This window comes from Desulfovibrio intestinivivus (assembly GCF_053570665.1).
The window spans coordinates 837007-850215 of sequence record NZ_JBRBQT010000001.1 but is presented as its reverse complement, the minus strand read 5'-3'; the positions used below and the strand labels follow the sequence as shown (position 1 = coordinate 850215).

At 54.7% G+C, this 13209-nt stretch carries 14 protein-coding genes; 9 read left to right on the top strand and 5 right to left on the bottom strand.

Translation table 11 applies throughout. The features are described from left to right. Nucleotides 1-77: 77 nt before the first annotated feature. Complete coding sequence (locus tag ACUZ9P_RS03580; protein ID WP_298996184.1) at nucleotides 78-797, top strand: hypothetical protein; 720 nt, start codon at nucleotides 78-80, stop codon at nucleotides 795-797. A 191-nt stretch (nucleotides 798-988) separates the two neighbouring features. Here the strand turns inward: ACUZ9P_RS03580 and ACUZ9P_RS03575 are convergent, their stop codons facing one another. The 4 genes from ACUZ9P_RS03575 to ACUZ9P_RS03560 form a co-directional block, all read right to left on the bottom strand. Next, nucleotides 989-1225, bottom strand: a complete 237-nt coding sequence (locus tag ACUZ9P_RS03575) for a SlyX family protein (protein WP_022657521.1) — start codon at nucleotides 1223-1225, stop codon at nucleotides 989-991. A gap of 33 nt (nucleotides 1226-1258) precedes the next feature. After that, entirely contained in the window at nucleotides 1259-3325 is a 2067-nt protein-coding gene (locus ACUZ9P_RS03570; RefSeq protein WP_449250231.1) for a YgiQ family radical SAM protein, read from the bottom strand. 331 nt (nucleotides 3326-3656) lie between these two features. Next, entirely contained in the window at nucleotides 3657-4040 is a 384-nt protein-coding gene (locus ACUZ9P_RS03565; protein WP_449248669.1) for an EF-hand domain-containing protein, read from the bottom strand. A gap of 116 nt (nucleotides 4041-4156) precedes the next feature. Then, nucleotides 4157-4558, bottom strand: a complete 402-nt coding sequence (locus ACUZ9P_RS03560) for a hypothetical protein (RefSeq protein ID WP_449248668.1) — start codon at nucleotides 4556-4558, stop codon at nucleotides 4157-4159. Nucleotides 4559-4758: 200 nt separating this feature from the next. On the opposite strand from ACUZ9P_RS03560, the gene ACUZ9P_RS03555 reads away from it, so the two are divergent. The 8 genes from ACUZ9P_RS03555 to ACUZ9P_RS03520 all read left to right on the top strand — a co-directional run bounded on the left by ACUZ9P_RS03555 (nucleotide 4759) and on the right by ACUZ9P_RS03520 (nucleotide 11717). Beyond that, the gene (locus ACUZ9P_RS03555; protein WP_449248667.1) at nucleotides 4759-6537 is read left to right on the top strand and encodes a methyl-accepting chemotaxis protein; all 1779 of its coding nucleotides are present in this window, start codon (nucleotides 4759-4761) and stop codon (nucleotides 6535-6537) included. A gap of 535 nt (nucleotides 6538-7072) precedes the next feature. Then, the gene (locus tag ACUZ9P_RS03550) at nucleotides 7073-8395 is read left to right on the top strand and encodes an RHS repeat domain-containing protein (protein ID WP_449248666.1); all 1323 of its coding nucleotides are present in this window, start codon (nucleotides 7073-7075) and stop codon (nucleotides 8393-8395) included. Further along, nucleotides 8392-8865: an NlpC/P60 family protein gene (locus ACUZ9P_RS03545; protein WP_449248665.1), complete on the top strand. Its 474-nt coding sequence runs from the start codon at nucleotides 8392-8394 to the stop codon at nucleotides 8863-8865. The genes ACUZ9P_RS03550 and ACUZ9P_RS03545 overlap by 4 nt, the downstream gene beginning before the upstream one ends. 140 nt (nucleotides 8866-9005) lie before the next feature. Further along, entirely contained in the window at nucleotides 9006-9446 is a 441-nt protein-coding gene (locus ACUZ9P_RS03540) for a hypothetical protein (protein ID WP_449248664.1), read from the top strand. A 17-nt stretch (nucleotides 9447-9463) separates the two neighbouring features. Next, nucleotides 9464-9952, top strand: a complete 489-nt coding sequence (locus ACUZ9P_RS03535) for a hypothetical protein (protein ID WP_192112657.1) — start codon at nucleotides 9464-9466, stop codon at nucleotides 9950-9952. Between the two features lie 192 nt (nucleotides 9953-10144). Further along, a complete protein-coding gene (locus tag ACUZ9P_RS03530; protein ID WP_449248663.1) occupies nucleotides 10145-10585 on the top strand; it encodes a hypothetical protein in 441 nt (146 codons plus the stop codon). Between the two features lie 17 nt (nucleotides 10586-10602). Further along, on the top strand, nucleotides 10603-11094 hold the full coding sequence (locus ACUZ9P_RS03525; RefSeq protein WP_449248662.1) for a hypothetical protein: 492 nt from the start codon (nucleotides 10603-10605) through the stop codon (nucleotides 11092-11094). A gap of 125 nt (nucleotides 11095-11219) precedes the next feature. After that, on the top strand, nucleotides 11220-11717 hold the full coding sequence (locus tag ACUZ9P_RS03520) for a GNAT family N-acetyltransferase (RefSeq protein ID WP_449248661.1): 498 nt from the start codon (nucleotides 11220-11222) through the stop codon (nucleotides 11715-11717). 125 nt (nucleotides 11718-11842) lie between these two features. Here ACUZ9P_RS03520 and ACUZ9P_RS03515 read toward each other — a convergent pair whose 3' ends face one another. After that, on the bottom strand, nucleotides 11843-13108 hold the full coding sequence (locus tag ACUZ9P_RS03515) for a phenylacetate--CoA ligase family protein (protein ID WP_022659670.1): 1266 nt from the start codon (nucleotides 13106-13108) through the stop codon (nucleotides 11843-11845). Between the last annotated feature and the right edge of the window lie 101 nt (nucleotides 13109-13209).

Genomic DNA, 13209 nt, shown 5'->3' with positions numbered 1-13209 from the left:
GGGGCCGCCCTTGAGGATGCGCACAGTTCCCCGTGAGCTTTTCTGAAAAAAATACGATCTCCGAGGAGGAGGCCGCCATGTCCGATACATCTCGTAAGGTTTTTCCCGTGGAGTCCGTGCTTGCCCTGGTTGTGGGCAAGGAGGGCGTAGACGTCAAGGAAATCGCCGGTTTTGTTGCCGGTCGTTCCGTTGCCTGTGATACCTGCGCCAAGGCCGTTGGCCCCTTTGCCGCCGCATGGCTGGCCCGCTGGTACCCCAAGTTTGCCGACCTGAACTGGGTTGAAGGCCAGTCCTGGGACGCCTTTGTCAACACTGGCCGCAGCGCCCTTGGCGACAATGTTTCCCTCACCTGCATGGACGGCCTGACCAAGGCCCTGTGCGACAAGGTGCTGAACTACCTTGGCGAAACCTACGCCAGCATGGCTGCGCAGACCGCCGCCGCCGTGGCCCTTGAAGACCGCGTGCGCGCTCTGGAACCCGCTGAAGCCCGCGCTGCCGCTCTTTCCAAGAAGGTTGATGAGCTTGAAGCCAAAATCAAGACCATGAACACCGATATGGGCGGGCTGCGCAAGCAGGTTGCCGAATTCCAGGGCAAGGTCGCCATCAACCATGACGAACTGATGATGAACATCAAGGACGCCATCAAGGACGGCCTGAAAGGCATGGTTGTGGGCGGCGTTGCCGCTGGCGCTGCCGCTGCCGGTGAAGAAGCTGCCCCCGCTGCTGAAGAAAACGCGGTGCCGGATGATTTCGGTTTCGGTACTTCCGGCGCCAACAACGACGGCTTCGGCTTTTAAAGCAAAGACTGTCTGTGAGAGGGTTTGGGGCCTTACCCCGAACCCTCAGACAAATAAAAAACCCGCCAATGGCGGGTTTTTTATTTGCTGCAGTTCTTAGTACGCTGAGCATATAAGCCTTGCTGGCGGCGGTGTGCGTCTGCTGCCCTCGGTAGTTATAGCAGTTATAAACTGCGCGTCGGGCGCATCTGCTACCAGCGTTCGGGCATGGAGTGGGGCGGCAGCGAATTTTCCGGCTGGTCGCCAAGCTTCTCGCGCAACAGGCGGATCACGGATGTGGCATCGGAAAAATCCTGCTCCAGCTTGTCCAGTTGCAACTGTTGAGCGGTAAGCGCCGCATCAAGTGCCTTGATGCGTTCCTCCTGAAAGAAGGTCAGTTCTTCCAGACGGGTCAGCCGATCATCTTCTGAAGTCAGTGGGCGGGACATGGTTGCCTCCTTGCGAAACACCTGTTGGCACAGTTACGCGCGTCTTCCGCCGCGCCGTCCATCGCCTCGTTTGCCGTTACGGTCAGCGCCTCGATCATCAGAACCGAAGCGTGAGTCTTTGCCCCTTTGCGGGCTTTCGCCCCTGCCCGGTCTGCCTTGTGTAGCTCCGCGATCACTATCCTCGCGCCGTGCAGGCCTGTCATCCATCAGCCCTTGCGGGCGACGGGAGGGCCTTGCCCTGTCCTGAGGCTTGCCAGCTTTGTCGGGCCGGGTTCCCTCAGGTTTGCGAGCGTCATCATGCGTGCCGGGTCGGGTGCTTGGCCTGACACCGGGCCGCGAACCGGGCCGCCGGGGGGCATCCCCATCCTCCGGGGCAGGCATGAGGATGTAGTGCTGGCGCATGCGCTGGGCATCTGTGCGGGCAACATAAATCGGCTCACCCAGCTCATCGCGCTCGCAATAAAACATGGCCGTGGCAATGGTGCCGGGCGTGGGGATAAAGCACTGCGTCTGTTGCGGATTCCAGTGCCGTTGCCGCAGCCAGTGCGACAGGGTGCGCATGTCTTCATCCGTACAGCCTGGAAAGCCGCTCATGAGATACGGCACCACATACTGTTCCCGCCCTGCGGCGCGGCTTTGGCGTACAAAGCTCTCCAGAAAGGCCTCAAACACGTCCAGCGAGGGCTTGCGCATAAGTTCAAGCACTGAGGGCGCGCAATGTTCCGGCGCAACCTTGAGCTGACCGCCCGTAAATTCCCCTGTATAGGCGGCAAGGGCCTCGGCGTCACGCAGGGCAAGGTCGGCGCGAACGCCGCTCGCCACGCGGGCCTGCTTGACTTCCGGCAAGGCGGCAACCTTGCGCAGCAGCTCCACATGTTTGCGCTGCGGCGTGATGAAGGATTTGCACACACTGGGAAAGCAGCAACTGGTGCGGCGGCAGGCGCTTTTGACTCGTGGCTTGGCCGAGTCATCGTTCTGCGCAGTGCGGCTGTCCAGCGCGCAGTGCCCCTGCCACATGTTGGCGGTGGGGCCACCCACGTCAGAAATCGCCACCGGGCCTTTGCCACGGGCCACATTTTGCTGCCCCAGCAGACGCGCCTCGGCAAGGATGGACTGCTCGGAGCGTGAGCTGATGCGCCTGCCCTGGTGCAAAGCCAGAGAACAGAACGAACAGCCCCCGCCGCACCCCCTGTGGCTTGTGATGCTGGTACGCATCATCTCTGCCGCTGGGATAGCCTCCCGGTAGCGCGGGTGCGCCAGCCGGGTGAAAGGCAGAGTGTAGAGGTCGTCCATTTCTTCGGTGGTCAGCGGCTGGGCCGGGCGGGCCAGCACCACGGCGCGGTCGCCCACTGGCTCAAAGGCCCAGGCGTCAAGGCGGTGTACCTGCCGTTCCAGTTCCTGCGTCAGTTTGAGCAACTGGAAAGAGTCCGCCAGAATTTCATCATGCGAGGGCAGGGCAACCCACGGTTCACCCTCAAGGGCCGGCGGCAGATTGGTCGGCTGCCCGGAAGCATCCAGCTTGTTCATCCAGGCCGTGCCGGGGATGCCGCGAATATCTTCGCCCCTGTCCAGGCGTTGGGCGCATTCGATAATGGCCTTTTCGCCCATGCCCCAGATGAGCAGGTCAGCCTTGGCATCCATAAGAATGGGTTTGCGCAGGGAGTCTGTCCAGAAATCGTAGTGGGAAACGCGGCGCAGGCTGGCCTCAATGCCGCCAAGAATGATGGGCAGGCCGGGAAAGGCCCGCCGGGCAAGGTTGGCATAGACCAGACACGCGCGGTTGGGGCGCGCTCCCGCCTTGCCGCCGGGCGTATAGGCATCGTCGTGGCGTTTTTTGCGAAAGGCCGTGTAGTGCGCCAGCAGAGAATCAAGCGCACCGGCGCTCACCCCGGCAAACAGGCGCGGGCGGCCCATGACGAGCAGATCGTCAGTATTTTCCCAGCCGGGCTGGGCCACAATGCCGGTACGGAAACCGTGGTGGATCAGCCAGCGGGCCAGCAGCACGTTGCCGAACGAAGGATGGTCAACGTAGGCATCGCCGTTGATCAGCAGCACATCAAGCTGATCCCAGCCAAGGGCGCGCATTTCTTCCGCGCTCATGGGCACAAAACGAGGCTGACGCAAGCGGCCCTGGGGCTGCGCTCCGGCAGCGTCTGCCTGCGGCGCGTCCGCCCACAGAGATTCTGGGGCAACAGCCTTGCGTTGCTGCGCGTTCTCTCGCAGCAGATCGGGAAAGGGCGGCTTGCGCGTGGGCGCGGCCTTGTTGTCTGCGTGTGCGGAGGCTCTGGCGCCCTGTCGGCGCGGCGCACCCTTGGGCGCGTCAGCAGAAAGCGGAACGGCAGCCGCTTTGGATCTTTCGGGCTGCCGCTCAGGAGCAGCACAGCCCTGGTCGCCGTGCTGACGCCAGGGCTGCGGAAATGGCGCGGGGCGTTTATTTGCCATTGGGGGGCGTCACCAGGGGCATGTCTGCGCTGCCGGGGGTGGGCATCATGTCGTTGCCGGGCATGCCGCCCTGGCCGCCCATCATGTTGCCCATGCTGCCGCCCATGTGGCCGGAGGAATGGTTGGACACAAATTCGTCCCATTCAGCGCGGTTAATGGCTTTATCGCCGTCTTTGTCAATAACGGCAAAGGCTTCTTCGCGCATGTTGGGGAAGTACGCCTTGAATTCCTCGTAGGACACCTTGCCGTCCTTGTTGGTATCCATAAGCTCGAATTTATCAACCTTGGGTGCATCGGTTGCGGCGGGGTTGGCCTGGGCAGAGGCGGCCCAAAGGCAGAGCACGGCAGCGAGAGCTATGTGCAGAAGCTTCATGGGGGATCTCCTTGTGGGGTATTGAGCCGTCAGCGCTTGGGTGCTGCCTGCGGCGTTGCTGTATTGCAAGATAAAGCCTTGCCAGCTATCGGCAAGGTCAAAATTTCAGACCCGGATTATTCTGTTTTGAAATCAAGGCCCATTTTTTCCATGCGGTCAATGCACAGAGTGAGGTTGTCGGGCTGTCCCGGCTTGTGATCATCGGGATAGAGCAGGGCTGACATATAAAAAATTGAGTTCAGACGCAAAGACATTCTGGCACTTGCCGAAAAGCCTTCTAGAGCGAGGGCGTAATTGAAGCGCGTTTCGCCCGGCAGAGGCTCAAGCTGGGGCTTGGCGTCTTCGGCCATGGCGGCAAGCAGTTCGGCCTTGAGGCGCATATGTTCATTATGGCCGGGGGTATCCCCGGCGTCAAGGCGGGCAAGGGCCTGCGCCTCTGCCGCCATAACTTCGGCATGGCGGTTGCGCAGCCACTTGATAAGGCTTGCCAAGGCCTGTTCGCTGGTGTTAGCGCTCACGGGATTCTCCTTGCTGGGGTTCGGCGCGGCCTGCTGTGCAGCCGTGCATGATTTTTAAAATGATACAGTTCAGGCAAGAAGGCAACGCCGTGCATGCATTTTGCGGCGTTGACCATAATTGCCGTTGACTAGTGCGGTTTATTGGTAGGATGATCAAAATAGATCCCCCCTCACGATTTATCCGCGTAGTGGAGGACACTATGGGCATGTCGCTTCGGGTTAAACTGGCAAGCGGTTTTGGCGTAATCCTGCTGGTTTTTGTCATATCTGGCAGTCTGGCCATGCTGGCCTTGCGCGCGCAGCGCGAAACGCTGGGCATGCTGGGCAGGCATGAACTGCCCACTATCAATCTGCTGCACGAAGCATCTCTGGACATGCAGCTTTACCGCAAGGCTGAAAAAGACATCCTGCTGAACATGGGCGACAGCAAGGCGCTCAAAGGATATATGGGCAAGCTGAATGAGGTCTCGGCTGGATTGGGCGAAAACATGCGAAAGCTGGAGGCCGCCCTGCATGGCAATCCTCAGGCCGGAGCCAAGGCCGAGGCCCTGGCGCAGGAGGCAGCACAGGCATTTGCGGCTTACGATGCCGTGGTGCGCCGCACTTCTTCAGATATAGCCTCCGGTTCTGGCGGCATGAGTGCCGCACAGGCCAATGCCTACTACACAACCTACAAGAATCACGTTCATACTACCGAAAAAAATCTGGAAGCGCTGGAAACCCAGTTCATGGAACGCGTGGTATCCAGCCAGCGAGAACTGGCCGAACAAACGCGCGGTACAGAACGCCTGCTGCTGATTTCCATTTGCGGCAGCGTTGTATGCGGCGCGGGTATTGCCCTGCTGGTGCTGCTGTCTGTAACCCGGCCTCTGGGGCGGGTGATCAGCTTTGCGCGCGCCGTGGCTGGCGGAGACCTCGAGGCCCGGGCCAGCGGCAGTTACAGTGCGGAAATGGCCGCGCTGCGCGACAGCATTGAGGGTATGGTAGCTACGCTCAAGGGCAAGATAGCCGAAACCGAACACAAAAGCGCCGAGGCTGCGGAAGAAGGCCGCCGCGCCCGCCAGGCAGCGGAAGAAGCACAGGCCGCCAAGGCCGCAGCAGAGCGCGCCAGAGCGGAGGGAATGATGGAAGCCGCCGCGCAGCTTGAACGCGCGGTGGAGGGGATTTCGTCCGTTTCCGGGGATATATCTGCGCAGGTGCGTCAGGCCAGCCTTGGTGCGGAGCGCCAGTCTGCCCGCGTGGGCGAGGCCGCCACAGCCATTGAGCAGATGAACGCCACCGTGCTTGAGGTTGCCCAGAATGCCGCCCACACCGCGCAAAGCACGGATGCCGCGCACAACAGGGCCACTGAAGGTTCCGGCGTCATGCGTCAGGTGGTGGACGGTATGGACGAGGTGCGGCGCGTCTCCGCCGAGCTGAAAAATTCCATGGATACGCTGGGCGGCATGGTGGGCAACATCGGGCAGATCATGTCTGTCATTTCAGATATTGCGGATCAGACCAATCTGCTGGCCCTCAATGCGGCCATTGAGGCGGCGCGGGCTGGCGACGCCGGGCGCGGATTTGCCGTGGTGGCGGACGAGGTGCGCAAACTGGCGGAAAAAACCATGGGGGCCACCCGCGAGGTGGGCGAGGCTGTCAGCGGCATCCAGAGCGGCACCAGCGCCAACATAGAAAATATGGAGCGTGCCCTTGCCGCTGTGGAGCGCACAACGGAACTGGCCGGGCGTTGCGGCGAGGTGCTGCGGGAGATTGTAACCATGGTTGACGGCGCGAGCGATCAGGTGCGCGCCATTGCCACCGCCAGCGAAGAACAGTCTGCCACATCAGAAGAAATCACCCGCAGTATTGATGAAATTAACGGTATTTCGCGCGATACGGCTTCGATTATGAACAAGTCCGCGCAGGCTGTGGAGCAGTTGGCGGGGCAGACGCGCGATTTGCAGGGCCTGGTGCAAAAAATGAAGTCTGGCGCGTAGCAACTACGCCGAATGCCTCGCCTATGGCGGTGGGCAAGGCACATTTTTACCAGATGCTTCATACCGGGCCTTCGTGCTTACCCATGCGGCTGAAGCTTCTGTTTGCAAATTGCGCAGATTCACGAGCGATTCATGCGCGAAAAACGTGATGTCTTAAAAAAGGCATCACGTTTTATTTTACAAAAAATTGTTTTATATTAAGTAGTTGTGATTTTTATGAAGTGAAAAAATACAAATTTTAAGTATTTTTTTGTTAAATAAAATCATATAGTTATAAATATGGTGAAAATTTGCTACTTTCTTTGCTCTCATGTGCCTCTCTTTAACAACCTGAAATATCACATATTATTAGTGCTGCATGCGCCAAAAATTTACCTCCAGTTTACTGAAATGTTTCAGTCTTACATAATAAAATTTTTGTGGCATTTATTTTGTTCGGCCCCCGACTTGAAGTGTGGTGACCATTCTAGCAGCCCGCAGATTTGGAAATCCATGCGTGAAATTCTTGGGATGAACAAAAAACAAAGAGGTTCTTATGCGTGACGCGCACGTGGTGAAAAGACAGAATGGCCTGGAAATCCAGTATCAGTATGACGCTGCTGGACGCATTGCCTGCAAAACAGAGCAGTTTAACGGGGCCGCAAATGTGCTGGAGTATGCCTACGATGCCGAGGGCAGGCTGACCGAGGTAAAAAACAACGCTGCCATTGCGGAAACATATAAATACAGCGCTTCTGGCCAGCGCGTGCGCAGCAAGGTCTGGTATGAGGGCGGCCCTTCCGCATCAACAAGCGCAATGGAAAAATCGCGCTACAGCTATAATGACAAAGGCCAGTTGGAAAGCGACGGGCAAAACCGCTATGCCTATGACAAATACGGTTCGGTAAGCAGCATCGCAGGCAAGCGCGGCCTTCGCCTTGCCTACGGCAGCAGTACCATGCTGGGCAGGGCCGAGCTCAATGATGGTTGCAAGCTGCGCTACGCCTACAAGGGCACAAGGCTTTACAGGCGTTACCGCCACAACGACATTACTGGCGAATACCGCTGGAACGATCAGGCAAGGCTCGCAGGCTTCCGCGACCATGAACTGCGGCTGGAGTATGGCTATGCCTATGATGCGGACGGCACCCTGAGCAGGATAGTCATTCGCCCCTTGGGCAAAACGGTTCTGGCTGCTGATGCCGCTCCGGAAAATGAACGCAACGGCTCGGACGGCTGGTTGCACTGGTTTGGCGCAGCAAATCGTAAGGAAAGAGTGTGCCAGTGCCTCTCTGCATACCAACAGTTTCGCAACTCTTCTGATGCTGGCAAGCCGGAGAAGTCCGCTCTGGGAGGGGCAATGACCGGGAGCGCCCCTGCAGGGGCGGCATCGGCGCGGTCGTCACTCGTGCTGGCGTGCTGCTGCGATCATCTGGGCACGCCACGCCTGTTTGTGGGGCCAGACGGCAAGGTGGTCAAGGAGGTGGTGCGCAGCAGTTTTGGCAAAATTGTTTATGATTCCTTACCCTGCCTCTATGTGCCCATAGGTTTTTGCGCCGGGCTGGAAGACAGGGACACCCACCTCATACGGTTTAACTGGCGCGACTATGATCCCGCATTGGCAGATTTATGTCGCTTGACCCTGCAAACGACACGCGCGGCGATGGCGACCTGTACGACTATTGCGTGGATGACCCGGTCAACAGGCACGATGCCAGCGGGCTGGCCTGGGATGAGAGCAAGCATCCACGCGATGCAGTCGGTCAGTTTACCAACGCGGTGGGCAGCGCAACAGGTTATTCTACCTCTGGGCAGGAACTGCGGGCGTCAGTATCGCGAGAGGTTATGCACCGGGCAAATATTGGTCGCAATGCCATGAGCGAGAGGGAAGAGCTTAAGCGGTCTGCCATATCGCGCAACGGCATGATGCGGAGGGAGGAAATTTTGCCGAATGACAAACCATTGCCCAAGTGGGATCTCGACGCGGCCATCGCGCACTTGCAAACACAATCACATAAAGATTCCACTGGTGATTGTGGAACGTATGTCCGTCAGGCCATTGAGGCGGGTGGGCTAAGAATGAACACCTCATTAAATTCTTCTCCGAAGTACGGTGCTTGTGGGTTTGGGCCCATTTTGCGCGACGTAGGCTTTAGAACAGTGGCTCTGGGTGAAAAGCCACAAAAAGGTGATGTCGTAATTTTTCAGGCTATTAAAGGACACCCCTATGGCCATGCTGCCATGTTTGATGGAAAGCGATGGATATCAGACTTTAGACAAAACAGCATATACGCAGCCACAGACTATCAAGAGGTTGACGCGCCGTATGTTATTTACCGGCGATCATAAATGAGCTAAGTGATATAGGTGAGCAGCTTGTATCTCCGCATTAGTCATGCGAAAACGATAACAACACCCAATACCTGCCTCCGGTGCCCGTATTCACCACCGGAGGCAGGTATTGCAACAAACAATAGAGGTATAAAAACATGCGCATTCGTAAAATATTTATTTGTGTGCTCGCAGGCCTGCTGTGTCTTGGGATTTTTTGCCCTAAGGAATCTGATGCAGCACAAACACCGCAGGAATTTGTTAAGGAATTTTATGAATGGTATCTTATTAAGCATTATGAAAATAAAGACATTCTTGAAGAGGAAAAACTGCCGGAATACGTTGAGGAATCTCTTGTTGAGTATCTTAAAGCCAAGCCGTCTTCTGATATATACTATTTTTTACAACACGGTAGTAGCACTATGGCATTTAAGAATTGCCGTATCGTAGTGAAAGATACACTCAAAATGACAGATGATGTTTTTGTTGTCCCTGTCACGTTTAAGGGGGAAAACTTTGAGCGTGCTGTAATTGCATATGTAAAAAAAGTTGACTCTGGTTTTAAAATTGCGTCTGTATCAGACGCTTACCCATATTAAGTTGCAGGAAAATACATATGAAAAAATTTCTTTTAGTCTGCATATCCCTTGTCATAAGCCTGCTTCAGCCATGCCTACAATCTGCGCACGCGCAAGATGTGGAGTCATTTGTTCGTGATTTTTATAAGTGGTATCTTAAGCAATCACTGTCGTTTGTTAAACAACCTCAGCCGTTGTTTGAAAAGCTACCTGTTTTTGATCAAGACATATTTAAATACGTGTGCAGATGTACAGCCAAGCGCGTTCAGTTTGACTATAATAGAGGGGTCGGCGGCAATGGCGCTGATTATTATATAAAGGGGCAAGACGTTGTAAAAGAGCAGTTAGAAGATTTTAAGATCGGTGGGTCAATAGATGTGAGTGATAATCTCAGGCTTGTTTCTGTTAGTATGAGGAAGGAATACTCCCCATATATTGTAGTGTATGTGGAAAAAACAAATGGCAGTATGTGTATCAGCAAAGTAGAAGATTCTCCTGGGCCTAATTTCCGCGCGCCTGTGTACTGATTCGCGGCGCTTATTAATGGGTCACGTCGCGCCATGTGCTCTCAGGCTGAAATCAGCGTGATTGTGCTGGGCATGCCTTCTCTCGCGTGTTCAAAGCTGGCCGCAATCCGCATTTAAAAGTTATTCATGCATGCGCCCGGTGAACAGTGTTTCGCCGGGCGCAGTTTGCAAAATCAACGTAGGAATAAATACATGCGCATCCGCAAAATACTTATTTGTGTGCTCACAAGTCTGCTGTGCCTTGGCTTCTTTTGCCCCAAGGCGGCAGACGCAGCACAAACGCCGCAGGAATTTGTTAAGGAGTTTTATGAATGGTATATCATTAAGCATTATGAGATTGATGACATTCTTGAAGAGAAAAAGCTGCCGGAGTATGTAAATGAATCTCTTATTGCATATCTTAAAAGGAGAGGCTCGTCAGATTTATATTATTTTATACAGTTCGGCAGTAGCACTACGGTATTTAAAGAATGCCGTATTGTAGTGAAAGATGCTCTCAAAATGACAAATGATGTTTTTGTTGTTCCTGTCACGTTTAAGGGAGAAAAATTTGAGAGTACTGTAATTGCATATGTAAAAAAAGTTGACTCTGTTTTTAAAATTGCATCCGTATCTGATATTTACCCATATTAAAGAGCAGGAAAATCCGTATGAAAAAGCTTTCCCTCGCATGCATATTTCTTGTCATGAACCTGCTTCAGCCATGCCCACAATCTGTACACGCGCAGGACGTGGAATCGTTTGTTCGTGATTTTTATAAATGGTATCTTAAGCAGTCACTGTCGTTTGGTGAACGACAAAGCTCGTTTGAGGATCTACCTGTCTTTGATCCGGGCATAGTCAAATATGTGTGCAGATGTACAGCCAAGCGCGTTCAGTTTGACTATAATAGAGGCGTGAGCGCCGATGACACAGATTATTACCAGAAGGGGCAAGAGGTTTTAAAAGAATCTCTGGAAAACTTCATGGTGGGTAAATCCATTTCCGTAAACGAAAGCCTAAGCCTTGTACCTGTGAGCATGGGCTATAACAAAGAGTACGCACCAGATATCGTAGTATATGTGGAAAAAACAAAGGGCCGAATGTGCATCAGCAAGGTAGAATACTCCCCTGGGCCTAATTTGCGTGCGCCTGTGTACTGATTCACTGCGATTATTGGTTGGCCGAGGCCTGTCATGTGCTCTCAGGCTGACATCAACTTGGTACAAAGCATGATCGACTAGAGACAGGGGCAAGCCAGCAAAATCACCAGTAAAGAGTAAATTGCATGCAAGAATTCACAGTAAGAAGTGTTCGTCAGGATGATTTGGAGAGTATAGCTGAAATAGAATCCGTGTGCTTTCCTGCGGCTGAAGCCGCCTCACGGGCATCCTTTAAAGAAAGAATTGCGGCTTTTCCTGAGTCTTTTCTTGTGGCTGAAGTTGGCGGTAGATTGGTGGGGTATATTAACGGATGCGCTACCGATAGCCCCGTCATATACGATGAACTTTTTTATAGCACGTCTCACCATAATACGACTGGTGAAAATCTAACTGTCTTCGGGCTGGCTGTGATTCCAGAATTTCGGGAGCAAGGCATTGCCTCCCAGCTCATGAAAAATTTTGTGCAAACAGCTAAAAAGTTAGGCAAAAAGAAAGTCATACTGACGTGCAAAGAGCGACTGATTCGCTACTATGAATGCTTTGGTTATGTGAATGATGGAATTTCGAAATCAAGTCATGGCGGAGCGCAGTGGTTTGATATGACGCTTGCGCTTGATACGTAAAGTAAACCGTAAAAATTGCAGTGTGGAAAAAGTGCTTTGCTTCTTTTCCACGCCGCTTGCGGTTTTTTTGGAATTGCAAAAAACAAGCCCGGCTTTTGGCCGGGCTTGTTGCGTATATCTGCGGGTTAATCCCAGTGACGCTTGTCTTCGATGGGTCTGATCTGCGGGGGCAGGCTGCCGGGAGCCAGCACGCGCAGTTCGGGGCGCAGTTTGATCTTTTCGCGGAACTGGTGCAGCAACTCTTCTTCGCGCTTGAAGCCGCTGGTTTCCACAAAGAGGGTCATTTCGTCGATGCCGCCGGGGTTGGTGACTTCGATCTGCCAGCGCTTGATTTCTTCAAAGCGGCTCATGACCTGTTCAACCTGATGCGGGTACACAAACATGCCCATGATGCGGGCGGTGGTGTCCACGCGGCCCACAATGCTGCCAAGGCGCGGGCTGGTGCGGCCGCAGGCGCAGGGGCTGCGGTCAATGTACGAAAGGTCGCCCGTGGCAAGGCGGATGAGCGGGTAGGTCTTGTTGAAGGCCGTCACCACGATTTCGCCCACTTCGCCGTCCTTCAGCGGGATGCCCGTGTCAGGATGGCAGATTTCCACGTAGCAGCGGTTGGCAATGTGCAGGCCGGTTTTGTGGAAGCATTCGTAGCCGATGCAGCCCACGTCGGCGGTGCCGTAGCCCTGACGCATGACGAGGTCGTACTTCTTTTCCATCTGGGAGCGCATCTTTTCAGACAGGCGCTCGCCGGTGACAAAGGCCACTTCGAGGAAAAGATCCTTGCGCAGGTTGAGGCCTTTTTCTTCGGCTTTTTGCGCAAGGTGCATGAGAAAGCTGGGCGTGCCCACATAGCCGGAGACGCGCAGCTTCTGCATGATGTCGAGCTGGGTGGCGGCGTCTGTGGGGCCGGCGGGAATAACCGCGCAGCCCAGATTGCGCAGCGGCTCTTCAAACATGAGGCCAGCGGGCGTCAACTGGTAGTTGAACGTGTTCTGCACGGCGTCGCCGGGGCGGAAGCCAACGGAATAGAAGGCTTCGGTGTAACCCCAGTAGTCTTCTCCACGGTCTTCGGGATCGAAGATGGGCCCAGGCGACAAAAAGATGCGCTTGAGCTCGCCGATATCCTTGGTCAGCAGACCGCCCAGGCGCGGCCCCATGGACTGAAGGAAGATAAGTTCTTTCTTCTTCAGGATGGGAATGTGCTTTATATCGGTAAGTGTTTTGAATTTCTCCACATTGAACTGCGCACGGTCGAAGCGTTTTTTAACGTCTTCTGAATAGCGGTATGCGTAGGAGAGCAAATCTTTGAGCTGAATAAGGCAGTACTGACGACGCTCACTTTCGTCCAGTACTTCTCGGCGGCTGTATATGCCTTCTGTGCGGTCTTTACGGGTCATACCTACTCCATGGGGCGCGGTTGGTTTTGCAATTGGTGAACATAGACACTCCAATTCCAAAACGCAAGCATTTTTTTAAAAATTCAAATATAACGAATGGT

Coding starts and splice junctions, on each gene's coding strand:
- ACUZ9P_RS03580 (WP_298996184.1), top strand. CDS start 78: ATGTCCGATACATCTCGTAAGGTTTTTCCCGTGGAGTCCGTGCTTGCC.
- ACUZ9P_RS03575 (WP_022657521.1), bottom strand. CDS start 1,225: ATGTCCCGCCCACTGACTTCAGAAGATGATCGGCTGACCCGTCTGGAA.
- ACUZ9P_RS03570 (WP_449250231.1), bottom strand. CDS start 3,325: ATGAGCGCGGAAGAAATGCGCGCCCTTGGCTGGGATCAGCTTGATGTG.
- ACUZ9P_RS03565 (WP_449248669.1), bottom strand. CDS start 4,040: ATGAAGCTTCTGCACATAGCTCTCGCTGCCGTGCTCTGCCTTTGGGCC.
- ACUZ9P_RS03555 (WP_449248667.1), top strand. CDS start 4,759: ATGGGCATGTCGCTTCGGGTTAAACTGGCAAGCGGTTTTGGCGTAATC.
- ACUZ9P_RS03550 (WP_449248666.1), top strand. CDS start 7,073: ATGCGTGACGCGCACGTGGTGAAAAGACAGAATGGCCTGGAAATCCAG.
- ACUZ9P_RS03545 (WP_449248665.1), top strand. CDS start 8,392: ATGAGCGAGAGGGAAGAGCTTAAGCGGTCTGCCATATCGCGCAACGGC.
- ACUZ9P_RS03540 (WP_449248664.1), top strand. CDS start 9,006: ATGCGCATTCGTAAAATATTTATTTGTGTGCTCGCAGGCCTGCTGTGT.
- ACUZ9P_RS03535 (WP_192112657.1), top strand. CDS start 9,464: ATGAAAAAATTTCTTTTAGTCTGCATATCCCTTGTCATAAGCCTGCTT.
- ACUZ9P_RS03530 (WP_449248663.1), top strand. CDS start 10,145: ATGCGCATCCGCAAAATACTTATTTGTGTGCTCACAAGTCTGCTGTGC.
- ACUZ9P_RS03525 (WP_449248662.1), top strand. CDS start 10,603: ATGAAAAAGCTTTCCCTCGCATGCATATTTCTTGTCATGAACCTGCTT.
- ACUZ9P_RS03520 (WP_449248661.1), top strand. CDS start 11,220: ATGCAAGAATTCACAGTAAGAAGTGTTCGTCAGGATGATTTGGAGAGT.
- ACUZ9P_RS03515 (WP_022659670.1), bottom strand. CDS start 13,108: ATGACCCGTAAAGACCGCACAGAAGGCATATACAGCCGCCGAGAAGTA.